General features: G+C 73.2%; 22 protein-coding genes. 7 read left to right on the top strand and 15 right to left on the bottom strand.

Going from position 1 to position 24,468, the window contains the following annotated elements:
- Positions 1 to 4: 4 nt before the first annotated feature.
- Complete coding sequence (locus tag ABT122_RS22665) at positions 5 to 1,372, bottom strand: aldehyde dehydrogenase family protein (RefSeq protein WP_351555097.1); 1,368 nt, start codon at positions 1,370 to 1,372, stop codon at positions 5 to 7.
- 64 nt (positions 1,373 to 1,436) lie between these two features.
- A complete protein-coding gene (locus ABT122_RS22660) occupies positions 1,437 to 2,801 on the bottom strand; it encodes a glutamine synthetase family protein (protein ID WP_351555094.1) in 1,365 nt (454 codons plus the stop codon).
- A gap of 80 nt (positions 2,802 to 2,881) precedes the next feature.
- Here ABT122_RS22660 and ABT122_RS22655 point away from each other — a divergent pair, with 80 nt between their 5' ends.
- From ABT122_RS22655 to ABT122_RS22645, 3 genes are all read left to right on the top strand, one after another.
- Positions 2,882 to 3,622: a FadR/GntR family transcriptional regulator gene (locus tag ABT122_RS22655; RefSeq protein ID WP_351555091.1), complete on the top strand. Its 741-nt coding sequence runs from the start codon at positions 2,882 to 2,884 to the stop codon at positions 3,620 to 3,622.
- A 96-nt stretch (positions 3,623 to 3,718) separates the two neighbouring features.
- The gene (eat, locus tag ABT122_RS22650) at positions 3,719 to 5,188 is read left to right on the top strand and encodes an ethanolamine permease (protein WP_351555089.1); all 1,470 of its coding nucleotides are present in this window, start codon (positions 3,719 to 3,721) and stop codon (positions 5,186 to 5,188) included.
- Between the two features lie 22 nt (positions 5,189 to 5,210).
- A complete protein-coding gene (locus ABT122_RS22645) occupies positions 5,211 to 5,975 on the top strand; it encodes a gamma-glutamyl-gamma-aminobutyrate hydrolase family protein (protein ID WP_351555142.1) in 765 nt (254 codons plus the stop codon).
- A 150-nt stretch (positions 5,976 to 6,125) separates the two neighbouring features.
- Here ABT122_RS22645 and ABT122_RS22640 read toward each other — a convergent pair whose 3' ends face one another.
- Entirely contained in the window at positions 6,126 to 7,067 is a 942-nt protein-coding gene (locus ABT122_RS22640) for a LysR family transcriptional regulator (RefSeq protein WP_351555086.1), read from the bottom strand.
- A 70-nt stretch (positions 7,068 to 7,137) separates the two neighbouring features.
- On the opposite strand from ABT122_RS22640, the gene ABT122_RS22635 reads away from it, so the two are divergent.
- Positions 7,138 to 8,262: an SLAC1 family transporter gene (locus tag ABT122_RS22635; protein WP_351555083.1), complete on the top strand. Its 1,125-nt coding sequence runs from the start codon at positions 7,138 to 7,140 to the stop codon at positions 8,260 to 8,262.
- On the opposite strand, the gene ABT122_RS22630 is transcribed toward ABT122_RS22635, so the two are convergent.
- The 4 genes from ABT122_RS22630 to ABT122_RS22615 form a co-directional block, all read right to left on the bottom strand.
- Positions 8,228 to 8,947: a helical backbone metal receptor gene (locus ABT122_RS22630; RefSeq protein WP_351555080.1), complete on the bottom strand. Its 720-nt coding sequence runs from the start codon at positions 8,945 to 8,947 to the stop codon at positions 8,228 to 8,230. The two genes, ABT122_RS22635 and ABT122_RS22630, sit on opposite strands and share 35 nt — an antisense overlap.
- A 5-nt stretch (positions 8,948 to 8,952) precedes the next feature.
- Complete coding sequence (locus ABT122_RS22625; RefSeq protein ID WP_351555077.1) at positions 8,953 to 9,540, bottom strand: helix-turn-helix domain-containing protein; 588 nt, start codon at positions 9,538 to 9,540, stop codon at positions 8,953 to 8,955.
- 167 nt (positions 9,541 to 9,707) lie between these two features.
- On the bottom strand, positions 9,708 to 11,504 hold the full coding sequence (locus tag ABT122_RS22620; protein ID WP_351555075.1) for an ABC transporter permease/substrate binding protein: 1,797 nt from the start codon (positions 11,502 to 11,504) through the stop codon (positions 9,708 to 9,710).
- Positions 11,497 to 12,621: a quaternary amine ABC transporter ATP-binding protein gene (locus ABT122_RS22615; RefSeq protein ID WP_351555073.1), complete on the bottom strand. Its 1,125-nt coding sequence runs from the start codon at positions 12,619 to 12,621 to the stop codon at positions 11,497 to 11,499. The genes ABT122_RS22620 and ABT122_RS22615 overlap by 8 nt, the downstream gene beginning before the upstream one ends.
- A 316-nt stretch (positions 12,622 to 12,937) precedes the next feature.
- Here ABT122_RS22615 and ABT122_RS22610 point away from each other — a divergent pair, with 316 nt between their 5' ends.
- Together ABT122_RS22610 and ABT122_RS22605 are read left to right on the top strand one after the other, a co-directional pair.
- The gene (locus tag ABT122_RS22610; protein ID WP_351555139.1) at positions 12,938 to 13,843 is read left to right on the top strand and encodes a 5'-3' exonuclease; all 906 of its coding nucleotides are present in this window, start codon (positions 12,938 to 12,940) and stop codon (positions 13,841 to 13,843) included.
- A gap of 88 nt (positions 13,844 to 13,931) precedes the next feature.
- Positions 13,932 to 14,774, top strand: a complete 843-nt coding sequence (locus ABT122_RS22605) for a siderophore-interacting protein (RefSeq protein WP_351555071.1) — start codon at positions 13,932 to 13,934, stop codon at positions 14,772 to 14,774.
- Between the two features lie 130 nt (positions 14,775 to 14,904).
- Here the strand turns inward: ABT122_RS22605 and ABT122_RS22600 are convergent, their stop codons facing one another.
- A complete protein-coding gene (locus ABT122_RS22600) occupies positions 14,905 to 15,534 on the bottom strand; it encodes a MerR family transcriptional regulator (protein ID WP_451066916.1) in 630 nt (209 codons plus the stop codon).
- Between the two features lie 145 nt (positions 15,535 to 15,679).
- On the opposite strand from ABT122_RS22600, the gene ABT122_RS22595 reads away from it, so the two are divergent.
- Positions 15,680 to 16,699, top strand: coding sequence for a hypothetical protein (locus ABT122_RS22595; RefSeq protein WP_351555065.1), 1,020 nt, complete (start codon positions 15,680 to 15,682; stop codon positions 16,697 to 16,699).
- Positions 16,700 to 17,055: 356 nt separating this feature from the next.
- Here ABT122_RS22595 and ABT122_RS22590 read toward each other — a convergent pair whose 3' ends face one another.
- The 7 genes from ABT122_RS22590 to ABT122_RS22560 form a co-directional block, all read right to left on the bottom strand.
- Positions 17,056 to 19,890, bottom strand: coding sequence for a DEAD/DEAH box helicase (locus tag ABT122_RS22590; RefSeq protein ID WP_351555136.1), 2,835 nt, complete (start codon positions 19,888 to 19,890; stop codon positions 17,056 to 17,058).
- A gap of 443 nt (positions 19,891 to 20,333) precedes the next feature.
- Entirely contained in the window at positions 20,334 to 21,242 is a 909-nt protein-coding gene (locus ABT122_RS22585) for a diacylglycerol kinase (protein ID WP_351555062.1), read from the bottom strand.
- A 71-nt stretch (positions 21,243 to 21,313) separates the two neighbouring features.
- Complete coding sequence (gene tatC, locus ABT122_RS22580) at positions 21,314 to 22,216, bottom strand: twin-arginine translocase subunit TatC (RefSeq protein ID WP_351555133.1); 903 nt, start codon at positions 22,214 to 22,216, stop codon at positions 21,314 to 21,316.
- A 110-nt stretch (positions 22,217 to 22,326) separates the two neighbouring features.
- On the bottom strand, positions 22,327 to 22,611 hold the full coding sequence (tatA, locus tag ABT122_RS22575) for a Sec-independent protein translocase subunit TatA (RefSeq protein WP_351555059.1): 285 nt from the start codon (positions 22,609 to 22,611) through the stop codon (positions 22,327 to 22,329).
- A 257-nt stretch (positions 22,612 to 22,868) separates the two neighbouring features.
- On the bottom strand, positions 22,869 to 23,069 hold the full coding sequence (locus tag ABT122_RS22570) for a hypothetical protein (protein WP_351555056.1): 201 nt from the start codon (positions 23,067 to 23,069) through the stop codon (positions 22,869 to 22,871).
- A gap of 11 nt (positions 23,070 to 23,080) precedes the next feature.
- Complete coding sequence (locus ABT122_RS22565) at positions 23,081 to 23,344, bottom strand: CpXC domain-containing protein (RefSeq protein ID WP_351555053.1); 264 nt, start codon at positions 23,342 to 23,344, stop codon at positions 23,081 to 23,083.
- A 98-nt stretch (positions 23,345 to 23,442) separates the two neighbouring features.
- Positions 23,443 to 24,462: a helix-turn-helix transcriptional regulator gene (locus ABT122_RS22560; RefSeq protein WP_351555050.1), complete on the bottom strand. Its 1,020-nt coding sequence runs from the start codon at positions 24,460 to 24,462 to the stop codon at positions 23,443 to 23,445.
- Between the last annotated feature and the right edge of the window lie 6 nt (positions 24,463 to 24,468).

The raw sequence follows: 24,468 nt of genomic DNA, 5'->3' as shown, positions 1-24,468 counted from the left end.
GTGCTCAGGCCTCCGTGCTGAGGAAGACGTTCTTGGTCTCGGTGAAAGCGGTGAGGGCGTCGGGGCCGAGTTCCCGGCCGAGGCCGGAGTGCCGGTAGCCGCCGAAGGGGGTGGTGTAGCGGACGCTGCTGTGGGAGTTGACGGAGAGGTTGCCGGCCCGGACGGCGCGGGAGACCCGGATGGCGCGGCCGATGTCGCGGGTCCAGAGGGAGCCGGAGAGTCCGTAGTCGGTGTCGTTGGCGAGCCGGATGGCGTCGGCCTCGTCGTCGAAGGGGAAGACGGCGGCGACCGGCCCGAACACCTCCTCGCGGGCGGCCGGGGCGTCGGGCGCGAGGCCGGTGAGGACGGTGGGCGGGAACCAGAAGCCGGGCCCGTCGGGCGCGGTGCCCCGGATGCCGGAATGGCCGTCGGGGACGTACGACCGTACGCGGTCCCGCTGGCGCCGGGAGATCAGCGGGCCCATCTGGGTCCGCTCGTCGGCGGGGTCGCCGACCACGACGGCGGCGATGGCCGGGGCGAGGAGTTCCAGGAAGCGGTCGTGGACGGAGCGCTGGACCAGGATGCGGGTGCGGGCGCAGCAGTCCTGGCCGCTGTTGTCGAGGAAGGACATGGGGGTGGCGGCGACGGCGGCCTCCAGATCGGCGTCGGCGAAGACGATGTTGGGGCTCTTGCCGCCGAGTTCGAGGGTGACCCGCTTCACCTGGGCGGCGCACCGGGCCATGATGCCCTTGCCGACGGCGGTGGAGCCGGTGAAGACGATCTTGGCCACTCCGGGGTGGTCCACCAGGGCCTGCCCGGCGGTGTCCCCGGCGCCCGGCAGCACCTGGAAGAGGTCCTCGGGCAGGCCCGCCTCCAGGGCGAGTTCCGCGAGGCGCAGCGCGGTCAGCGGGGTGGTCTCGGCGGGTTTGAGGAGGACGGCGTTCCCGGCGGCGAGGGCGGGGGCGGTGCCCCAGGCGGCGATCGGCAGGGGAAAGTTCCAGGGGGCGATCACCCCGACGACGCCGAGCGGTTCGAGGAGGGTGATGTCGAGGCCGCCCGCGACGGGGATCTGCCGGCCGTTGAGGCGCTCCACTCCCCCGGCGGCGTAGTCGAGCAGATCGCGGACGTTGCCGGCCTCCCAGCGGGCGTTGCCGATGGTGTGGCCGGCCTGGAGCACCTCCAGCCGGGCGAGTTCCTCGGTGTGGCCGTCCACGACGGCGGCGAACCGGCGCAGCAGCCGGGCCCGGTCGGCGGGGGCGGCCCCGGCCCACGACCGCTGGGCGCGGGCGGCCCGGGTCACCGCGGCGGCGACCTCGGGGACGGTGGTCGCGGGTACGGCCCGGACGAGTTCGCCGGTGGCGGGGTTGAGGACTTCGTGGTGGGCGTGCGGCACGGCGCTCCTCGCGGTGACAGGGACAGGGGCGGCGGGTGGGGGGAAGGGAGTGGGAACGGGGTGGTCAGAGTCGTTCGAAGGAGCGGCGCAGCTCCCAGTCGGTCACCGCGGCGTCGTACGCGGCCAGCTCCACGCGCGCCATGTTGGCGTAGTGCGCGACGACGTCCTCGCCGAAGGCCGCAGCGGCCAGGGCGCTGTTCTCCCAGAGTTCGGCGGCTTCCCGCAGGGTCGCCGGGACCCGGGCGTGTCCCGCCGTGTAGGCGTTGCCGGGGGACTCACGGGGCAGCTCCAGCCGCTGTTCCACTCCGTGCAGCCCCGCCGCGACCAGCCCGGCGACCGCGAGATAGGGGTTGACGTCCCCGCCGGGCAGCCGGTTCTCGAAGCGCATCGAGCGCCCGTGTCCGACCACCCGCAAGGCGCAGCTGCGGTTGTCGTGGCCCCAGGCGACGGCGGTGGGCGCGAAGGAGCCGGGCTGGAACCGCTTGTACGAGTTGATGTTGGGCGCGTACAGCAGGGAGAACTCCCGCAGCGCGGCGAGCTGTCCGGCGAGGAAGTGCCGCATGAGGCCGGACATGCCGCCGGGTCCCTCGCCGGCCATCGCGTTGCCGCCGTCCGGCCCGGCGAGCGAGAGATGGATATGGCAGGAATTGCCCTCGCGTTCGTTGTACTTGGCCATGAAGGTGAGCGATACGCCCTCCTGTGCGGCGATCTCCTTCGCGCCGGTCTTGTAGACGGCGTGCTGGTCGCAGGTGACGAGGGCCTCGTCGTAGCGGAAGGCGATCTCGTGCTGGCCGGGGTTGCACTCGCCCTTGGCGGACTCCACGGTCAGCCCGGCGGCGGCCATCTCCCGGCGGATGCGGCGCAGCAGCGGCTCGATCCGTCCGGTGCCGAGGACGGAGTAGTCGGTGTTGTACTGGTTCGCCGGTGTCAGGTCCCGGTAGCCGCGGTCCCAGGCGTCCTCGTAGGTGTCCCTGAAGACGATGAACTCCAGCTCGGTGCCGACCCGGGCGGTGTAGCCCAGTTCCCCCAGCCGCTCCAGCTGGCGGCGGAGGATCTGGCGCGGGGCCGCCGTCACGGGGGAGCCGTCGCTCCAGGCGAGGTCGGCGACGAGCAGCGCGGTGCCCTCGTGCCAGGGGACACGGCGCAGGGTGGCGAGGTCGGGGCGCAGGGAGAAGTCGCCGTAGCCGCGGTCCCAGGAGGACATGGCGTAGCCGTCGACGGTGTTCATCTCGGTGTCGACGGCGAGGAGGTAGTTGCAGCCCTCGGCGCCGTGCTCCAGGACCTCGTCCAGGAAGAAGGGCGCGGCGAACCGTTTGCCCTGGAGGCGTCCCTGCATATCGGGGAAGGCGAGCACCACGGTGTCGATCTCTCCGCTCGCGACGAGGGCTCGCAGCTCCTCGGTGCCGAGCGGGGGTGTGCGGTCTGCCACGGGACGTACGCCTCCTTGGATCAGCCGGAAGCCATAAGGTATTGCTCAAGACCATTGCTTGGGAAGAGGACACCGTCGACGTGGCCAGGAGAGAAGACGAGACCGGCCGGCCGGTGCCCCCGCTGCGCCCGGTGCGGGCGGGGAACGGTTTCGAGGAGGCGCTGGAGCAGCTCCTCCAGCTGCTGCGGCTCGGGCTGGTGTCCGGCGGGGAGCGGCTGCCGGCCGAACGGGAGCTGGCCCGGCGTCTGGGGATCAGCCGGGTCACCCTGCGCGAGGTGCTCAAGGTCCTCGCCGACCAGGGTCTGGTGGAGAGCCGGCGGGGCCGGTACGGCGGCACCTTCGTGCTCGGCCGGGACGGCTCGGCCGGCGAGGAGGAGCTGCGGCGGCGGGTCGCCGGGGTCGATGTGGAGGACACCCTGCGCTTCCGCGAGGTGCTGGAGACCGGGGCCGCGGGGCTGTGCGCGGGTCACCGGCTCACCGGGGAGCGCGCCCGGCGGCTCCGTACCGCGCTGGCCGCGACCCGTGACGCGCCGCTGGCGGAGTACCGCCGCGGGGACACCCTGTTCCATCTGACCCTGGCGGAGCTGGCCGGCTCCCCCACGCTCGCCGGTCAGTACGCCGCCGTCCGCGCGACCCTCAACGACCTGCTGGACTGCATACCGCTGCTGGTGCGCAACCTCGAACACTCCCAGCACCAGCACACCGCGCTCGTCGAGGCGGTGCTCGACGGGGACGCGGACGGCGCGCGCGAGGTGATGCGGGAGCACTGCGAGGGGACGGCGGCGCTGCTGCGGGGGTTTCTGCCCGCGCGCACCCTCTGAGGGGCTGCCCGGGCACCGCTCCGCGCAGGAGGCTTGCGCATTCCGCACCCGGCCGCAAAGGTGTTCGCACAAACCTTTGCAAGCCAGGAGCTTCTCATGGCCGAAGGCACCACCGACCGCTCCCCCTCCCCTGTCTCCCCACCCGTGGACAGCCACCCCCACGACCCCTATCTCCGGCGGCGCGCCCTGCGCACGGGCAGCGCGGGGTGGCTGCTGCTCACCGGGCTCGGCGTCGCCTATGTCGTCTCCGGCGACTTCTCCGGCTGGAACATCGGTCTCTCCAAGGGCGGCTTCGGCGGGCTGGCCATCGCGACCCTGCTCATGGGAGTGATGTACGCCTGTCTGGTCTTCGCGCTCGCCGAACTGTCGGCGATCCTGCCCACCGCCGGCGGCGGCTACGGCTTCGCCCGGCGGGCGCTCGGCACCTGGGGCGGGTTTCTGACCGGGACCGCGATCCTGATCGAGTACATCCTCGCCCCCGCCGCGATCTCCATCTTCATCGGCGACTACGTCGAGTCGCTGGGTCTCTTCGGCCTCGAATCCGGCTGGCCGGTCTATCTCGCCTGCTTCGCGGTCTTCATCGGCATCCATCTCTGGGGCGTCGGCGAGGCCCTGCGCTTCAGCCTGGTCGTCACCGCCATCGCGGTGGCGGCGCTGCTGATCTTCGCGGTCGGCGCCTTCACCGAGTTCAGCGCCGCGCACCTCAATGACATCCCGGCCGACGAGGACGCCTTCGGCGCCAACTCCTGGCTGCCGTACGGACTCCTGGGGATCTGGGCGGCCTTCCCCTTCGGGATGTGGTTCTTCCTCGGGGTGGAGGGGGTTCCGCTCGCCGCCGAGGAGGCCAGGGACCCGGTGCGCTCGATGCCCCGGGCGCTCGCGGTCTCCCTGGGGGTCCTGGTCGTCCTCGCCGCCCTCACCTTCCTCGCCGCCACCGGCGCGCGGGGCTCATCGGCGATCCAGGAGGCCGGGAATCCGCTGGTGGTGGCGCTCCAGGGGGACGGTGACCCCACCGGGCTGAGCCGATTCGTCAACTACGCCGGGCTGGCGGGCCTCGTCGCGTCCTTCTTCTCCCTCATCTACGCGGGCTCCCGGCAGTTGTTCGCGCTCTCCCGGGCCGGATATCTGCCCCGGGTGCTCTCCCTCACCAGCCGCCGCAAATCGCCCTATCTCGGGCTGCTGATACCGGGAGCGATCGGGTTCGCGCTCGCCGCGTCCAGTGGCGACGGGGCCCGCATGCTGAACATCGCGGTCTTCGGCGCGACCATCAGCTACGCGCTGATGGCCCTCTCGCACATCGTCCTGCGCCGCCGGGAGCCCGGGCTGCACCGCCCGTACCGCACTCCCGGCGGCACGCTGACCTCGTCGGTGGCCTTCGTCCTCGCGCTCTGCGCCCTGGTGGCGACGTTCCTGGTCGACCGGGACGCGGCCTTCATCGCGCTGGGTGTGTACGCGGTCGCGCTGGCCTACTTCGCGATCTACAGTCGGCGTCATCTCGTCGCCAGGGCGCCGGAGGAGGAGTTCGCGGCGCTCGCGGCGGCCGAGGCGGAGCTGAAGCGCGACTGACCACCTCACGTCCAGTGGAGCCCTGGTGACCAAGCCGCTCATCGGAATCACGACCTATCTCAACCAGGCCGCCTGGGGGGTGTGGAGCATGCCCGCGGCGCTGCTGCCCGCGCAGTACCCGGCGCTGGTGCAGCGGGCGGGCGGGCTGGCGGCCATGCTCCCGCCCGACGCCGGCCCGGACTCCGCGCCGGAGGTGGTGGCGCGGCTGGACGGGCTGGTCGTGGCGGGCGGGGCGGATGTGGAGCCGGTGCGGTACGGGGCCGAACGGGACCCCCGCACGGGGCCGCCGGCCGCCGAGCGGGACGCCTGGGAACTCGCCCTGATCCACGCGGCGCTGGCGGCGGGGACACCGCTGCTGGGGATCTGCCGGGGCATGCAGCTGCTGAACGTGGCGCTGGGCGGGACGCTGGTGCAGCACCTGGAGGGGCACACCGGCGGCGAGGGCGTCTTCACCTCGCACACGGTGAAGCCGGTGCCGGGGACGCGGTACGCCGCCATCGCGCCGGAGGCGGTGGAGGTGCCGTCCTACCACCACCAAGCGGTGGACCGGCTCGCGCCGGGGCTGGTGGTGGGGGCCTGGGCGGAGGACGGGGTGGTGGAGGCGGTCGAGGTGGAGGGGTGCTGGGCGGTGGGGGTGCAGTGGCATCCGGAGATGGGGGGTGAGGAACGGTTGATGGCGGCGCTGGTGGGGGCTGCCGGCGGGGGCCGCGGGGCCGGGGGCGCGGGGCCCACGCCCGGCCCGGGCTCCTCTCGCACAAGGTCCGTCCTCAAACGCCGGACAGGCTGAAACGGCCCACCCCACAGGGGAAACCCGGGCACAGAAGCCCGAGGACCCACCCTCGGCCCGCGCACCTCCCGCACAAGGTCCGTCCTCAAACGCCGGACAGGCTGAAACGGCCCACCCCACAGGGGAAACCCGGGCACGGGGCCCGTGGGGCTATGGGGTGGGGCGGGGTGGGGAGGCGGTCGTCAGGGTGAGCAGCTCGCGCGCCGGGCCCGCGGGCAGGTGGGCGCGGCGCCAGACCGCGCGGAGGGCCCGGCGCAGCGGCACCCCCTGGAGGCGCACCTCCATGAGCCGCCGTGCCCCCACCTCCTCCCGCACCGCCAGCTCACTGAGCACCGCCGGCCCCGCCCCGCTCATCACCGCCCCCTTCACCGCCGTGGTCGACGCCAGCTCCAGCAGCGGCTCCGCCAGCCCCCCGTGCCCCGACAGCGCGGAGTCCAGCACCTGCCGGGTCCCCGACCCGCGCTCCCGCAGAATCAGCGGCGTCCCCGCCAGCTCCCCCGGGGTGAGCGCCCCCCGCCCCCCGGCCCACGGATGGCCGGGAGCCACGACCACCACCAGCCGGTCATGGCCGATCACCGCCCCGTCCAGCCCCTCCGGCACCGCCAGCCCCTCCACGAACCCGAGGTCGGCCTCCCCGGAGAGCAGCCGCTCCGCGACCGCCGCCGAGTTCCCCGCGTACAGCGACACCGCCGTCCCCGGCCGGTCCGTCCGCAGCGCGATCAGCCACCCGGGCAGCAGATACTCCGCGATCGTCATGGACGCGGCCACCCGCAGCCGCGAGTCCCGCTGCCCCCGCAGCGCCTGCGCCCCGGCGTCGAAGGCCTCCGCCGCCTCCACCACCCGTCGCGCCCAGTCCGTGACCAGCGCCCCCGCCCCGGTGAGCCGGGAGCCGCGCGGTGAGCGGTCCACCAGGGCGAGCCCGAGCCCGCGCTCCATGGACCGGATGCGGGCGCTGGCCGCCGGCTGGCTGATCCCCAGCTCCCGGGCGGCCCGGCCCAGGCTGCCGTGCCGGGCGACGGCGAGCAGCAGCTCCAGCGCGCCCAGGTCGGGCACCCGGTGCGCCAGCGGCACCTTCGCCTCGCTGTCACTCATCAACCCAGCTTATGACCCCATAGTCCGAAGACTCCTGGTGAGGGGGGCCGGCGGACCGGACAGTGGTGGCATGACCACCGTCGTACACCCCGGCCGGCGCCCCACCCCGCGCCTCGGGACACCCCTCGGGACACCGCCGCCCGGGCGCCTCCCCGCCCTGCGCGGTCTCGCCCCGAACTGGTACGCGGCGGTGATGGGCACCGCCGTGGTCGCCACCGCGGGCGCCGCGCTCCCCGTCCCCGGCGCCCGCCCGGCGCTCGCGGCCGTCTGGGCGGCGTCGGCGCTGCTCCTCGCGGCGCTGCTCACCGCGCGCGCCGGGCACTGGCTGTACCACCGCGATCAGGCCCGGGCCCATCTCCTCGACCCGGCGGTGGCACCCTTCCACGGCTGTCTGCCCATGGCCCAGCTCGCGGTGGGCACCGCCGCCCTGGCGGTGGGCGGGGAGGTGATCGGGGAGAGCGCGGCCGTGGTGCTCGCGTCCGTGCTCATCACCACCGGCACCCTCAGCGCCCTGGTGGTGGCGGCGGGAATCCCGTATCTGATGGTCGTGCGCCACCGGGTCGCCCCCGGCACGGCATCCCCGGTGTGGCTGCTGCCGGTGGTCGCCCCGATGGTCGCCGCCTCGTCGGCCCCGCTGCTCGTCCCGTATCTGCCCGAGGGGGCCTGGCGGGCGACGGTGCTGCTCGGCGCCGGCGCGCTCTTCGGGATGAGCGCCCTGGCGACGCTGCTGCTCCTGCCGCTGATCCTCTCCCGGCTGATCCACCACGGCCCGCTGCCGCTCGCGCTCACCCCCGCGCTGTTCCTGGTGCTCGGCCCGCTGGGCCAGTCGGTCACCGCCGCGGGCAACATGGCGGCGGCCGACACCCCGTACGCCGCCGCGCTGGCGCCGCTCGCGGTGGTCCACGGCGTCCCGGTGCTGGGGTTCGCGCTGCTGTGGCTGGCCATCGCGGGCGCGATGACGGTCCGCGCGCTCCGGCGCGGGATGCCGTTCTCGCTGAGCTGGTGGGCGTTCACCTTCCCGGTCGGCACCTGTGTCACGGGCGCGGCCGGGCTGGCGCACCGTACCGGCCTGACGGCCCTGACGGCGGTGGCGGCCGTGCTGTACGGGCTGCTGGTGGCGGCGTGGGCGGTGGCGGCGGTGCGCACCGCGCGCGGGGTGGTCAGCGGAGAGCTGCTCGCAGCGCCGCGCCGATGACGGCGGGCGCCTCGGCGAGGCTGGGCCCGTACCAGGTGAGGTGACGGCCGCTGACCAGGGCGCAGGGCAGCCCGGGGAAGGCCTCGGGGCCGTCGTCGGCGGTGAAGCGGTAGGGCTCGTCGGGGAGGACCACCAGGGCGGCGCCGCTCGCGCGCAGCTCGTCCAGGGGGACGCGTGGGTAGCGGTCGTGGTGACCGGCGTACACCTGGCGCACTCCGAGCCGGCGCAGCAGATCGCCCGCGAAGGTGTCCCGGCCGAGGACCATCCAGGGCCGCCGCCAGACGGGCACGACGGCGGGCAGCGACCGCTCCGGGGGCCGCAGCTCGGCCCAGGCGCTCTCGGCCTCGGCCAGCCAGCGCGGCCGGGCGAGCCCGCAGCCGTCCACGAGGACCCGTTCGAGTTCGCGGAACGCCTGGGGCAGCGCGCGCACCTCGGTGACCAGCACCCGGACGCCGGCGGCGCGCAGCGCGTCGAGGTCGGGGGCCCGGTTCTCCTCCTCGTTGGCGATCACGAGATCGGGGTTCAGCGCGAGAATCCCGGGGACATCGGGGTTCTTGGTGCCTCCGACGCGCACCACGTCGAGCCCGGCGGGCCTGTCGCACCAGTCGGTCGCGCCGGCCAGCAGCCCGGGGGCGCTGACGGCGACGGCCTCGGTGAGGGAGGGCACCAGGGAGACGACCCGCATACCGGCTACGCGTCCGGGGGTGTCTCGATGTGCTCGGCGACCATGACGACGACGATCCGGGTCTCGGGGACGGTGGCGCGCCACCGGTGCCGTACGCCACCCGAGAGGAACAGCGTGTCACCGCGGCCGAGGCGGTGGGCGCGGCCCTCGGCCTCGACCTCCACCGCGCCGTCGGCGACGTACATCACCTCGTCGTTGCGGTGCTGGAACTCGCCTCCGGTGTCGTACTCGCCGGTGAACTCCAGGGCCTCCAGCTGGTGGCGCCCGCCGACGAGCCTGCGGGCGGCGGGCGCGCCGGGGGCGGTGAGGCCCTCGTCGTCGGGGGCGCGGACGACGGCGATGGTGCGCGCAGCGTCGGACGCCTCGATCAGCTTGCCGACGGTGGTCTCCAGGGCGTCGGCGACCCGCTGGAGCGAGCGGGCGCTGGGACGGGCCCGCTCGTTCTCCACCTGGCTCAGAAAGGGCACGGAGAGCCCGCTGCGCTCGGAGACCGCGGCGAGGGTGAGATCGAGCGCCCGGCGGCGTCTGCGCACGGCGGCGCCCACCCGAAGGCGCTCGGCCTCCTTCGGGTCCTTGCCGTCCTTCACGTCCATGCGCCGGGCTCCCCTTCCTGGTCCTGTCTCACCATACGCAGCTTCCGGCTCCGGCCGCGCGCACAGGGTTCGCCGTATGCGGCCCGGACGGGGAAACGCGGGACGGGGCGGCCCTCGCCTCCGGCGAGAACCACCCCGTTCAGGTGAGCGGGAGCGCGGGCGTCCCCCTACCGCGGTGCCATCCGGTCCGCGACCCCGGGATTCGCCTTCAGCCAGGTGCGCACGGCGTCCTGCTCCTTGCCCGTGCCGGTCTTCTGGATCTCCGCCTCAAGGCTGGTGAGCTGCTTTTCGGTCATTTTGAAATCCTTGAGCCAGCCTCCGATCTCGGGGTGATCGGCGGCGAAGCCCTTGCGGGCGATGGTGTGGACACCGTCGCCCTCGCCCCAGGCCCCCTGGGGGTCGTCCAGCTTCTTCAGGTCATAGGTGCTGTAGGCCCAGTGCGGGGACCAGAGCGTGGTGACGATGGGCTCCTTCTTCTGGTACGCCCGCTTCAGCTCGGCGAGCATGCCGGGGGTGGAGCCGTCGACGACCTCGTACTCGCCCCTGAGGCCGTACGCGTCGAGGACCTTGTCATTGAGCAGGCCCATCATCCCGGCGCTGGGCTCGATGCCGATGATGCGGCCCTTGAAGGTGCCGGACTTGCCCTTGAGGTCCTCCAGGGAGTCGACGCCCCGCACATAGGAGGGCACGGACAGCTCCAGCGAGGTGGGGCCGAACCAGGAGCCGAGGTCCTCCAGGCGGTCGCCGTACTTCTTCCAGTACTGGGCGTGGGTGACGGGCAGCCAGCCGTCGGTCTGGAAGTCGATCTGGCCGCCGGCGAGCCCGGTGTAGAGCGCTCCGGCCTCCAGTTGCTTGGTCTCGACCTCGAAGCCCCGGCGCTCCAGGACCTCCTTCCAGAGGAAGGTGGAGGCGATGCCCTCGTCCCAGGGGATGTAGCCGATGGTGACCTCGCGCCCCTTGCCGATGTCGGCGGCGCCGGAGGGCGCGGCCGACTTCCCGGCGCCGAAGACGCCGAGGCCGCCCGCGACGAGCGCGAGGACGACCACACCGACGGCGGCGACGGCGGGCCGGGGGCGGTGGTCCCTGATCCTGGGGCGGCCGGCCAGCGCCTTGGCCTTGGCGATGGCGCGGCGGCCCAGCGGCGAGACCTGGCGGCCCAGCTCGCCGGTGATCCGGTCGAGGTACATGGCGAGGATGACGATGGAGATGCCGGCCTCGAAGCCGAGGCCGATGTCGACATTGCCGATGGCGCGGTAGACCGCGCCGCCGAGCCCGCCGCCGCCGACCATGCCGGCGATCACGACCATGGAGAGGCCGAGCATGATGACCTGGTTGACCCCGGCCATGATGGTCGGCAGGGCCAGCGGCAGCTGGACCCGCAGCAGGGTGTCGCGCGGGGTGGTGCCGAAGGCCTCGGCGGCCTCGACCAGCTCCTTGTCGACCTGGCGGATGCCCAGTTCGGTCATGCGGACGCCGGGCGGCAGGGCGAAGACGATGGTGGCGATGATCCCGGGGACCACGCCGACGCCGAAGAAGATGATGCCGGGGATCAGATAGACCATGGCGGGCATGGTCTGCATGAAGTCCAGCACCGGGCGGACGACGGCGCTGACGGTCCTGGAGCGCGAGGCCCAGATGCCGAGCGGGACGGCGATCGCCAGGGTGACCACGGTGGCCACCAGGACCAGCGAGAGGGTCGACATGGCGTCGTCCCACAGCTCGATGGAGTCGATCAGCGCGAAGCCCGCGAAGGCGAGGACACCGGCGAGCAGCCCGCGCAGCCACCAGGCGGCGACGGCGAGGATGCCCGCGAAGAGCAGCGGCTCGGGCGCGGAGAGGGCCGCGTCGATGCCGTCGTACATGCCGGTGACGAGGGAGCTGATCGCGTCGAACAGCCACTCCAGATGGAGCCGGAGCCAGTCCACTCCCCGGTCGACCCAGTCGCCGATGTGGATTCTAGGCACGGGCCACCGCCCTGGCGCCGACCGCGCGCGCGGTGGTGGCGGTGCCGGCGGGCGCGGACGGGGTCATCGGCTCGCCGAGGACGGCGAGCAGCCTCGACCGGGGTACGACCCCGACGAGCGCGCCGCCGGAGTCGGTGACGGCGACCGGGGACTCGCTGGTGGAGCAGGGGGTGAACAGCTCGATGATCGGCGTGTCGGCCGGTACGGCCGCCGGGGCGGCGGCGATCACCTCGGCCGGGGTCGCCGGCTGCCGGGCGGCACCGAAGGCGGTGTCGGCGTCGGCCATGATCGCGCCCGCGGTGAGCACCCGGGAGCGGTCCACGTCCTGGGTGAAGGAGGCGACGTAGTCGCACGCGGGGGTGACGAGGATGTCCTCGGCGCAGCCCTGCTGGACGATGCGCCCGTCGCGCATCACCGCGATGCGGTCGCCGAGCCGCATGGCCTCGTTGAGGTCGTGGGTGATGAAGACGATGGTCTTCTTCAGCGTCTTCTGGAGCTGGAGCAGCTGGTCCTGCATATCGCGGCGGATCAGCGGGTCCAGCGCGCTGAAGGACTCGTCCATCAGCAGCAGATCGGCGTCGGTGGCGAGCGCGCGGGCGAGGCCGACGCGCTGCTGCATACCGCCGGACAGCTCGTCGGGCCAGGAGTCCTCCCAGCCGGCGAGCCCGGCGAGGGCGAGCGCCTCGGTGGCCCGGCGGTCGCGCTCGGAGCGGGGAACGCCCTGGACCTCGAGGCCGTATCCGGCGTTCTCCAGGACGCTGCGGTGCGGGAAGAGCGCGAAGTGCTGGAAGACCATGCTGATCTTGCGGGAGCGGACGGCGCGCAGTTCGGCGGGGCTCAGGGCGGTCAGGTCCTGGCCGTCGAAGAGGACCCGGCCCGCGGTCGGGCCGAGGAGTCCGTTGAGCATCCGCAGCAGGGTGGACTTACCGGACCCGGAGAGGCCCATGACGACGAAGATCTGTCCTGGCTCGACGGTGAACGAGGCATCGATCACGGCGGCGGTCGTGCCGTCGGCGCGCAGTTCGTCGCGGTCGGCTCCCCCTTCCAGCCGTTGGATCGCTTCCTCGGGTCGTCTTCCGAACACTTTGTACAGATGTTCGGCCTGGAGCCTGGACACATACACCTCGCGCGTTGAAACGAAAGCGGTCCGCCACCCCCTGCCGGCGGACCGAAGAGCAGTGCGGGTTCCGCCCGCACACCCCGAAAGCTGTTGAAAATGCAACGGGGTCCGCTCCGGATGCGCGCCTGCCCTGATCTTCACAAGGCAAACACAACAGTGAGCCAGGTCACTCCGGGTGACCGGCGGGAGTGCCGGGAGTGCCGGGGGCGGCGGGGGCGGCGGGGGCGCTCGCGGCAGGGTGCCGCCTCGGGGGCGCCGTCAGAGGGGCGCTGTCGGTGGGGTGCGGCATGATCGGGGTGTGACGCGACGCCTGATGCTCCTCGACACCGCCTCCCTGTACTTCCGGGCCTACTTCGGGGTCCCCGACTCCGTCCGCGCCCCCGACGGCACCCCGGTCAACGCGGTGCGCGGGCTGCTCGAATTCATCACGCGGCTGGTCCAGGACCACCACCCGGACGACCTCGTGGCCTGCTGGGACAACGACTGGCGCCCCCAGTGGCGGGTCGACCTGATCCCCTCGTACAAGGCGCACCGGGTCGCCGTGGAGACGGCGGCGGGGCCCGACGAGGAGGAGACCCCGGACACCCTCGCCCCCCAGGTCCCGGTGATCGCCGCGGTGCTGGACGCCCTCGGTATCGCCCGGGTCGGCGCCGACGGCTACGAGGCGGACGATGTGATCGGCACCCTCACGGCACGCGCCTCCGGCCCGGTGGACATCGTCACCGGTGACCGCGACCTCTTCCAGCTCGTCGACGACGCGCGCGGGCGCCGGGTGCTCTACCCGCTCAAGGGAGTGGGATCGCTCCAGCTCACCGACGAGGCATGGCTGCGCGAGAGGTACGGAGTGGACGGCCCCGGCTATGTGGATCTGGCCCTGCTGCGAGGCGACCCGAGCGACGGGCTGCCGGGGGTGCCCGGCATCGGCGAGAAGACGGCGGCCAAGCTGCTGGACGCCTTCGGTGATCTCGCGGGGATCATGGCGGCCGTGGACGACCCGGCGGCGAGGCTCACCCCCTCCCAGCGCCGGCGGCTCGACGAGGCCAGGGCGTATGTGGCGGTGGCGCCGACGGTGGTGCGTGTGGCGTCCGACGTGGCACTTCCCGCCTTCGACCCCGCGCTGCCCACGGAGCCGCGCGACCCGGCGGCGCTGGAGGAACTGGCGGCGCGCTGGGGGCTGGGTGGTGCGCTCCAGCGGCTCCTGACGACCCTTCGGCGGTGAGCGCGCCGGTCGCCCCGGGCTGAGATTCGACTTCCGTAGTGCTAACTTAGGTAAGCCTAAGCAGCCTAGGAGTTCGAGGGAGACCGCCGTGGCAGAGCAACCCGTCCGCAAGACATCGTCCGCCTACGAGGCACAGGTGATCCACACCGAGCGGATCGCGCCGCACATGGTGCGGGTCGTCCTCGGCGGTGAAGGGCTGGCGGGGTTCGCTGTCGACGGCTCCACCGACAGCTATGTGAAGCTCCTGTTCGCGCCGGAGGGCGTGAGCTACCCCGAGCCGTTCGACGTGGACCGCATCCGGGCGGAGTTCCCGCGCGAGCAGTGGCCCGCCAACCGCACGTACACCGTGCGCGCCTGGGACGCCGCCCGGAACGAGTTGACGATCGACTTCGTGGTCCACGGCGACGAGGGGCTCGCGGGCCCCTGGGCCGGGCGCGCGCAGACCGGTGACACCCTGTGGATTCTCGGCCCCGCCGGGGGTTACGCACCCGACCCCGCCGCCGACTGGCATCTGCTGGTGGGCGACGAGAGCGCGCTTCCCGCGATCGCCGCCGCGCTGGAGAACATGCCGGCGGGCGCGCTGGTGCACGCCTTCGTCGAGATCGACGGATCCGCCGACGAGCAGAAGATCGTCACGCCGGACGGGGTCGGCGTCAGCTGGCTGCACCGCGCGGGCCGCCCGGTGGGCGAGGCGCTGCTGGCGGCGGTGACCGCGCTGGAGTTCCCCGAGGGCCGGTTGTGCGCCTTTGTGCACGGCGAGGCGGGGTTCGTGAAGGAGCTCCGCCGCCATCTGCGCCTGGAGCGCCAGGTGCCGCGCGAGCACCTGTCGATCTCGGGGTACTGGCGGCTCGGCAAGACCGATGAGGCGTGGCGCGAGGTGAAGCGCGAGTGGAACGCCCAGGTCGAGCGCGAACAGGAAGCCGCCGCCTGACCCACCGCCCCCTCCTCGACGACCCCCGGCCGCACCCGCGCCGGGGGTCGCCCCCGTCTCCGCCCGCCCGCCGGAAGGCCCCGGCTCGCCGGCGAGACCGAGCAGCCCGGGCCCGGGCCCCGCGCGGCGCTCACCCCGGCCCGGACGCGGCTCCCTCCGTGGCGGCGCGGCGGGCCTCGTACATCCCCGCCGAGATGCTCACCTGGGCGAGATGGCGCAGGGCGTCGAGCATCGCGTCCCCCAGGACCGTGCCGACGATCGCGCGCTCCACCACCGCGTCGACCCCCGCGCTGCCCCCCACATAACCGAGGTCGGCGCGCGCGGCGATCTCCGCCGCGTCGGCGTAGGAGTCCATCACCCCGGCGAACTCCTGGTGCCCGACGCGCTCCAGCGCCGTCAGCGCCGTGGCGAGTGCCTCCCGCGCGGGACAGTCCTCCCCCACCCGCCAGCCGCGCCGTGCGATCAGCTCGGACACCTGGGCACGGGAGGCCGCGAGCGATGTCCCGTCCCCGCTCTCCGGGTAACGGGCCACCAGCAGATCGGTGGCGACGCCCAGTATTTTATGGACCGATCTGCCGGGATCGTCCACTGCCGCGAGCACCTCCGCGATCGCGGACACCTTCAGCCCGCCGACATCGAGCAGCGCCCGGATCAGCCGGAGCCTGTGCTCGTGGGTCTCGCCGTAGGACGCCTGATTGGGGCTGGTCAACTGCCCTGCGGGGAGCAGCCCTTCCCGGACGTAGTACTTGATCGTCGGCACCGGAACCCCGGTCCTGCGGCTCAACTCGCCAATGCGCACGGCCCGTTCGCCCTTTCCGTCTTGCCCCTGTCGCTCCCCATCATAGATAGTGGGCACAACGGATAGTGGACAGCTCCACTATCCATCACCCACGGGGGGTACACCCATGTCTTCCTGGCGCACCTGGCACCGGCCGCTCCTGGCCGTCTCCGCGCTGATGGCTCTCACGGCGGTCGTCTCCGCCGTCGGCCTCGCCACCGACGACCGCACACTCGTCGGTTCACCCATCTGGCTGAAAGCCTTTAAATTCGCCATATCCTTTGGCATATACGGACTCTCACTGGCCTGGATGCTCTCCCTGAGCACCCGCGCCCGCCGCACCGGCTGGTGGGCCGGGACCTCTGTCGCGGTGACCACGGTCGTCGAGATGGCGATCATCGTCGCCCAGGTCATCCGGGGCAGACAGAGCCACTACAACCAGGGGACCGAACTCGACGAGACGCTCTGGAGCATCATGGGCAACACCATCGTGGTGCTCTGGGGCGCGAGTCTGCTCATCGCCATCCTGCTCTTCCGCTCCCGGCTCTCCGACGCCGCTTCCGCCTGGGCCCTGCGGCTCGGCGCGGCGATCACGCTGGCGGGCGCGGCGCTCGGCTTTCTGATGACCTTCCCCACCGAGGAGCAGTCGGCGGCCGAGGACCGCGGTGAGACCCCGGACATCGTCGGAGGCCATGCCGTGGGCGTGGCCGACGGCGGCCCCGGCATGCCGCTGACCGGCTGGTCCACCACCGGCGGGGATCTGCGCATCCCGCACTTCGTGGGGATGCACGCCCTTCAGCTGCTGCCCCTGCTGCTGCTCGGACTGCTGCTGCTCGCCTCCCGGCTGCCCCGGCTCCGTGACGAGCGGGTCCGGCTGCGGCTGGTCCTGACGGCCTCCGGGGTCTACGCGGCGCTGATCGCCCTCACCACCTGGCAGGCGCTGCGCGGCCAGCCGCTGATCCACCCGGACGCCGCGACCCTCACCGCCCTGGCCGCCGTCCTGGTGTCCGGGGCCCTGGGCACGGCCCTCTCCCTCCGGCTGCGCACCGGGAACAGCGGGAAGCCGGGCGGCCCGGAGGCGGCCCCGGGGAACAGCGAGGGCGCCGGGGACCGGGAGGACCGGGAGGACCGGGAGCTGGTGCCCTGACCGGCCGGGCCGGCCCCGCCCCGTCGGGGGAGGGCGGGGCCGGCCCGCGCGGAGTCACTCCCCGGGAAGGAGTCGGGCCGCGCGCGCCGGGCCGGGCCGGGCCGGGGCCGCGCTGAGCGGCACCCCGGCCGGTGAGGGTGAGCACCCCGGCCGGTCACGGTGAGGCACCCCCGGCCCGGGGCACCGCCGCGCCGCCTCGTCCCCCGCCTCGCGGCGCCCGCGCGATGCGTCCGCTCCCCGTTCGCGGAACCGGAAGGCGAGCACCGGGCGGAGGCCCCGGGCGCCCGGGGCCTCCCGGGGCCTCCCGGGGCCTCCCGGCGCCTCCCGGCGCCGCTCCCGCCGGAAGGGCCGCCTTCTCACCCCACCGAGCTGTAGGCCACCACACCCCGCAGCAGCGACTCCACGGCCTTCCGGGCATTCCTCGCGACCGTGCCGCCGTCGGCCGGGGCGGCGGCGGCGATCTGGCCCAGGACGTCGATGACCTGCTTGGTCCAGCGCACGAAGTCCCCCGCGGGCATCTCCGCCTCGCGCAGCACCTCGTCCAGGCTCTTGTCGGACGCCCACTGGTACGCCGCCCAGGCGAAACCGAGGTCCGGTTCGCGCTGGCCCACACCCTCCGCCTGGTTGATCTTGAAGTCCTCCTCCAGGGCGTCGAGCCGGCCCCAGATGCGGACCATCTCGGCGAGCGCCTCCTTGGCCTTGCCGCCCGGGACCTTCGGGGCCACCGCGTCGTCCGACTGACGGGCCTCGTAGACCAGCGCCGAGACACAGGCCGCCAGCTCCGCCGGGCTCAGCCCGTCCCAGACCCGCTCGCGCAGACACTCGCTCGCGAGCAGATCCAGCTCCCCGTACAGCCGGGCCAGCCGCTTGCCGTGCTCCGTGACCTCATTGCCCCGGAGGTAGTCCAGCTCCGTCAGCAGGGCCACGATCCGGTCGAAGGTGCGGGCGATGGTGTTGGTGCGCCCCTCGATCCGGCGCTCCAGCTGCTGGGTGTCGCGCTGGAGGCGGTGGTACCGCTCGGCCCAGCGGGCGTGGTCCTCCCGCTCGTCGCAGCCGTGGCAGGGGTGGGCCCGCAGCGCGGCCCGGAGCCGGGCGATCTCGCGGTCGTCGGCCGCCGCGGACCTCGACCTGTGGTGCCGGTCGGGGACGATGTGACCGGCCTTGGTCCGCAGCGCGGAGGCCAGATCCCGCCGTGACTGCGGTGAGCGCGCGTTGAACGACTTGGGAATCCGCATCCGCTCCAGCGCCTCCACCGGCACCGGGAAGTCGATCGACGCCAGCCGCTTGACCTGCCGTTCGGCGGTGAGCACCAGAGGGCGGGGCCCGTCGTTCATCTCGAAGCCCCGGTGGCCGTGACCAGGGGAGCGGCCGGCCGGAATCCCCGGGTCGAGGACGAGCGCCAGCCCGGCGAACTTTCCGGTGGGGACATGGATGACATCCCCCGGCTTCAGCTTCTCCAGCGAGCCGGCCGCGGCGGCCCTGCGCTGCGCCGCGCCCTGCTTGGCCAGCTCCGTCTCCCGGTCCTTGAGGTCGCGGCGCAGCCGCGCGTACTCCTCGAAGTCGCCGAGGTGGCAGGTCATGCCCTCGCGGTAGCCCTCCAGGCCCGTCTCGTTCTTCTGCACCTGGCGGGAGATGCCGACGACCGAGCGGTCCGCCTGGAACTGCGCGAACGAGGTCTCCAGCAGCTCGCGCGAGCGGTGCCGCCCGAACTGCTGCACCAGATTGACCGCCATGTTGTACGACGGCCGGAAGCTGGAGCGGAGCGGATACGTCCGGGTGCCGGCGAGGCCCGCGAGGGCGGCCGGGTCCATCGCCCGCTGCCACAGCACCACCGCATGGCCCTCGACATCGATCCCGCGCCGGCCGGCCCGGCCGGTGAGCTGGGTGTACTCGCCGGGGGTGATGTCCGCGTGCTGCTCGCCGTTCCACTTGACGAGCTTCTCCAGGACCACCGAGCGCGCGGGCATGTTGATGCCGAGGGCGAGGGTCTCGGTGGCGAACACGGCCTTGACCAGACCCCGGACGAACAGCTCCTCGACGACCTCCTTGAAGGTCGGCAGCATGCCGGCGTGGTGCGCGGCGATGCCCCGCTCCAGGCCCTCCAGCCATTCGTAGTAGCCGAGGACATGGAGGTCCTCGGTGGGGATGGCGGCGGTCCGCTCCTCGACGATCTCGCGGACCCGGGCCCGCGCGGCGTCGTTGTTGAGCCGCAGCCCGGCGTGGAGGCACTGCTGCACGGCGGCCTCGCAGCCCGCGCGGCTGAAGATGAAGGTGATCGCGGGCAGCAGCCCCTCCGCGTCCAGCCGGTCGATGACCTCGGGGCGGCCCGGGGTCCAGATCCGGCTGCGCTGGCGGCGCTCCCGCTCCCGGTCGGCCTCGCGGACCATCTTGCCGCGGCGGCGGTCGCGCGGGTTGTAGCCGCGCTGGTTCTCCATCCGGGCCAGCCGGACGAGATCGGGGTTGACCTCGCGCCGGCCGGTGCCGCGCCCGCCGTGGTCGCTCTCCTCCTCGAAGAGGTCGTACATCCGGCGGCCCGCCATCACGTGCTGCCAGAGCGGCACGGGCCGGTGCTCGGAGACGATCACCGCGGTGTCGCCGCGGACGGTGTCCAGCCAGTCGCCGAACTCCTCGGCGTTGGAGACGGTCGCCGACAGTGACACCAGGGTCACCGACTCGGGGAGGTGAATGATCACTTCCTCCCAGACGGCGCCCCGGAAGCGGTCGGAGAGGTAGTGCACCTCGTCCATGACCACATGGCCGAGGCCGAGCAGGGAGTTCGAGCCCGCGTAGAGCATGTTCCGCAGGACCTCGGTGGTCATCACGACCACCGGCGCATCGGCGTTGACACTGTTGTCGCCGGTGAGCAGGCCGACCTTGTCCGCGCCGTAGCGCTTGGCGAGATCGGTGTACTTCTGGTTGGAGAGGGCCTTGATGGGGGTGGTGTAGAAGCACTTGCGGCCCTGCTGGAGGGCGAGGTGGACGGCGAATTCGCCGACGATGGTCTTCCCTGAGCCGGTGGGCGCGGCGACGAGCACACCCCTGCCCGCTTCCAGGGCCTGACAGGCTTCGATCTGGAAGGGGTCCAGGTCGAATTCGTACATCTCGCGGAAGGGGGCCAGCGCGGTGGCCTCCTCGGCGGCGCGGATGCGGGCGGCGGCATAGCGCTCGGCGGGGGAGAGATCCTCGGTCATCTTGCTCACGAGCCTACCCAAGAGGTACGACAGTCAGCGCGGGCTTAATGCCCCGGCCCGCCCCGGCACCCGCCCGTGACCTCCCCGGCAACGACCCCGGGAGCCGGCCGGAGGCACCTCGGGAAGCCGGACCGGGACCGGCCGGAGGCACCACCGGCAGCCGGACCGGCACCGGCCCAAGGCACCACCAGGAGCCGATGCGCGACCCGGCGAAGGCCCCACCGGAAACCGACACTCGACCGGACGGAGGCCCGGCCATGCCCACGGACCGGAACCGGCCGAAGGCACGACCGACAGCCGGACGGGCACCGGCCGGAGCCCAGGCCGGCAGCCGACACGCGACCCGACGAAGGCCCGGCCCGGACCACGGGCCGGCCGGTCCCGCGCCCGCACCCGCACCCGTGCCACGGAGCCCCGCGCCCCGCGCCCCACCCCGGCGGTCGTCAGCCCCGTGCCGCCCCCGGAGCCGTCAGCACCCCCACCGCGCCGGGTACGCACTCGGCCGTCAGCGGCAGCGGCCCCAGCCGCTCCCCGTCGGCGTACCCGCTGATCCCGGGCGCCGCCAGCTCGACGGAGCGGGCCCGGTGCACACTGACCCTCGGGTGGCTCAGATGGGTCCCCCGGTACACCCTCGGGAACACCCGGAGCAGGGTCTTCCGGTCGCACTCCGCGACCACGGTGACATCGAGAAGGCCGTCGTCCAGTTCCGCCCCCGCGCACATCCGCATCCCGCCCCCGTAGGAGCCGCCGTTGCCCACGGCGACGAGGGTGGCCTCGATCTCCCTGGTCCGGCCGCCGTCGAGGGTGATCCGGTACGGGATGGGGCGCAGCGCCGCCAGTTCGGCGAGCATCGCCAGGTCGTAGCGGAACCGGCCGACGGGCAGCCGCATCCGGTTGCCCCGGTCGTTCACCCGGGAGTCGAAGCCGGAGGCGAGGATGGTGCCGAACCAGGTCTCCCCCACCCGCCCCAGGTCGATCCGCCGGACCGTCCCGCCGCGGAGCGCCGCCGCGATCAGTCCGGCGGCGCGGGCGGGGTCGCGGAGCGGCAGCCCGAGCGAGCGGGCGAAGTCGTTGCCGGTGCCGACGGCGATCACACCGAGCGGGGTGGGGGTCCCGGCGACGGCCTGGAGCGCCAGCGACATCAGACCGTCGCCGCCGACGGCTATCAGCGCGCCGGTGCCGGCGCCGACGGCCTCGCGGGCCCGGCGCAGCGCGTCGGGAGAGTCCTCGCCGAGGATGGTACGGACGGAGAATCCGGCGTTCCGCAGTGTCCGGGCGGCGGGCTGCGCGGCCCGCGCGCCCCGGCCGCGTCCGGCGGTGGGATTCACGAAGAGGGTGATCTCGCTGGTCACCCGCGTGACGTTACTGCACCCCCGGAGGCGGGCCGGGGGCTCACACCCCCGGCCGGTGCCGCCGTCCGGTCTCAGGTGATGTCGTCGTAGCCGTTGACCCGGTGCGAGCGGGCGCCGTCCGATTCGCCGCTCGCCTGCTCGGGCAGTGCGCGGGAGGCGGTCACGGGCTCGACCGCCGCGACACCGTCCGGGTCGAGGTCGAGCGGGGCGGCCTCGTCGTCGTCGAGCGCGGCGTCGGGATCGTTGCGGGCACGGCGCTTGTCGTTGAGGAGGGAGAAGCCCACGGCCGCGTAGTAGAGCACGACGATCGGGCCGGAGAGGGCCATCATGCCGATCGGGTCCGTGGTGGGGGTGGCGACCGCGCCGAAGACGAAGACCCCCATCACCACACCGCGCCACCAGCCGGCCATGCGGCGGCCGGTGACCATGCCGACCAGATTCAGCATGATCAGGATCAGCGGCAGTTCGAAGGCGAGTCCGAAGACCAGCACCATCCGGACGGAGAAGTCGAGGACGTCGTCGAGTTCGAGGAGGTTGCCCGCGGCGTCGGGGGTGATCTTCAGCAGCATCTCGAAGCTGATCGGCATGACCAGGTAGGCGAGATAGGCGCCGGAGAGGAAGAGCGGGACGGCCGCGGCGACGAAGTAGTACGTGTACTTCTTCTCGCTCCTGTGCAGGCCGGGCGCGACGAACGCCCAGAGCTGGTAGAGCCAGATCGGGCAGGAGAGTACGACACCGGCCAGCAGGGTCACCTTGACCGTGGTGGTGAAGGGCGACAGCAGCTTGTTGAAGACGATGTTGGCGCACTGGCCGCCGGAGTTGGACTCACCCGGCTCGCACGCCGGTACGGGCGCGGCGAGGAAGTCCATCAGCTGCTTGTTGTAGAAGGCCGCGATGATGCTCATGACAACGATCGCCAGCAGCCCCTTGGCGAGCCGGTTGCGCAGCTCACGCAGATGCTCGGCGAGCGGCATCCGCCCCTCGGGGTCCTTCGCCGTGTTCTTCGAGCGGGCAGGCTTGAGCAACCCACGTCCTCATCTCGTGCGTGCGGACCGACCGCCCTGACGGGAGACGGCCTGGGTGGTCAGCGCTGGGCGGAGTCGGTGGGCTCGGCGACGGGGCGGGCGCTCTGCACATCGCCGGGCGACGCCTGGATGGTCCGGGGAGCGGGCTGGACCGGGTCCTGGTCCTTCGGCTCGGCGGGCGCGGCGGCCGGCTGCCCCTCGGACTTCATCTGCCGGGCCTCGCTCTTCAGGATGCGCGCCGACTTCCCGAGGGAACGGGCCATGTCCGGAAGCTTCTTGGCGCCGAAGAGGAGGATGACGACGAGGAGGATGAGAACAATCTCCAACGGACCGAGGTTCGGCATAATTCTGGTCTACCTTCTCACCGAGGCGGCATGGTCTGAGCTGAGGCCGTGACCGGGAGATCCAGGCCACAGCCACGTGCGATCGTAACTCTCACGGGTGAACACAGGGCAATCCCCCCGCAGACTCCCGCCGGCGTCCGGTGCCTCATCACATGGACCGCCGCCCTTCAGGGTACCGGTCGCCGGAGCCGTGTATCAGGGTCCGCCGGCCACCATCTGTACCAGCCATCCACACCGCCGGTTCCCGGACCCGGCGGTCAGGGGCGGAGGGTCTCCCCGGTCCGGGCCAGCCTCGCCGCCGCCCGCTCCAGGTCCTCGGAGGCGCGGCTGATCCGCTCCGCGGTGCGGGCGACCTCCCGGCCCAGGCGCTGGGCCTCGATGAAGACCCGGATGCCGAGGACGGCGAGCACGGCCGTCCCGAGGAAGCCGAGGGCGATGGCGATCATGGGCCAGAGCATGAGGGAAGAACCTAGACCGTTCCGGAGCCGGGGGTGAGACGGAGGGTGCGCACGCCGCCGCCGGTGAGCAGTTCGACGATCCGCTCCCCGGCGGGCTTGCGCACGGACGCGCCGCACTCGGGGCAGGTGAAGGAGTAGAAGGTCGTACGGTGGCTGGCGCCGATCGCCAGCCGCAGCGACTCGGCGGACAGCTCGAAACTGGCGCGGCAGTCGGGGCAGGCGGCCCGGAAGTGCACCGGGCCCATCGAGGCCGCGATCTCCGACATCAGCGACATGGGTGGTGAACCTCCCTCTCCCCGCCCGGCGGGGGCGGTACGTTCCTCGACCGTCGCGGGCCCCGCGCTCCCGGCCGCCGGCCGGGCACCGGCGGCCATCAGCCGCCCGCTCCGGTGGTGGCGGGGCCGGCGCTCTCGTACACCGGGGCGGCGAGGGCGTCCCCGGTTCCGCTCTCGTAGGCCGCGAGGGCCTCGCGCGCCGCCGTGCGGGCGCTCTCCGCCAGGTCCCGCGGTGCCACGATCCGCCCGTCCTGGCCCAGCCGCAGCGCGAGACGGCGCAGCGAGGCGGGGGACGGCGTCCGCAGGGTGACGCGCAGACCGCCGCCGGGGAGTTCCTCGGCACTGTCGTGCGGGTAGTACTCGGCGACCCAGCGGCCGGCGGGCTCCACCTCGATCACCACCTCGGGATCGTCGGCGGAGGGCTGCACCAGCCCCTCGGAGAGATCCCGCAGCTCGATCTCGGGCGGCGCCGAGGGGGCGTCCAGCAGCCGGATCTCGGCGACCCGGTCCAGCCGGAAGGTCCGGCGGGCCTCCGAGAGCCGGCACCAGGCCTCCATATAGGTGTGGCCCACGGCGAAGAGCCGGATCGGGTCGACCTCGCGCTCGGTCAGCTCGTCCCGGGCGGGCGAGTAGTAGCGCAGCCACAGCCGGCGCCGCTCCGAGATCGCCCGGTCCACCTCGGCGAAGACACCGCCCTCGGACTCGAAGGTCACCGAGAGCCGGGAGGACGCGCCGGCGGCCTCGCCCGCCGCCGTCTCCAGCTTGGCGGTGGCGCGCAGCAGCGCCTCCCGGTCGCCCTCGCGCAGCCCCGGCAGGGTGGCCACGGCGCGCGCCGCGACCAGCAGCGCGGTCGCCTCGTCGGCGGCGAGCCGCAGCGGCTCGGCGACATCGTCGGGGTTGTGCCACCAGATGCGGTCGCCGTCGGTGTCGATGTCGAGCAGATCGCCGCCGCGGAAGCTGGTCCCGCACATGGGCAGGACGTCGAGGTCGGAGATCAGCTCGTCCTCGGTGATGCCGAAGGCGCGGGCGACATCCCCGACGCGGGCGCCGGGGCGCTCCCGCAGATAGGTCACCAGCGACAGCATCCGCCGGGTCTGGTCAATGGCGTTGGCAGCCATGATCGA

This window comes from Streptomyces sp. NPDC001985 (assembly GCF_040296845.1).
Taxonomy (GTDB): Bacteria; Actinomycetota; Actinomycetes; order Streptomycetales; family Streptomycetaceae; genus Streptomyces.
The sequence above is the reverse complement of the archived record's forward strand: the minus strand, read 5'-3'. Positions and strand labels throughout refer to the sequence as shown.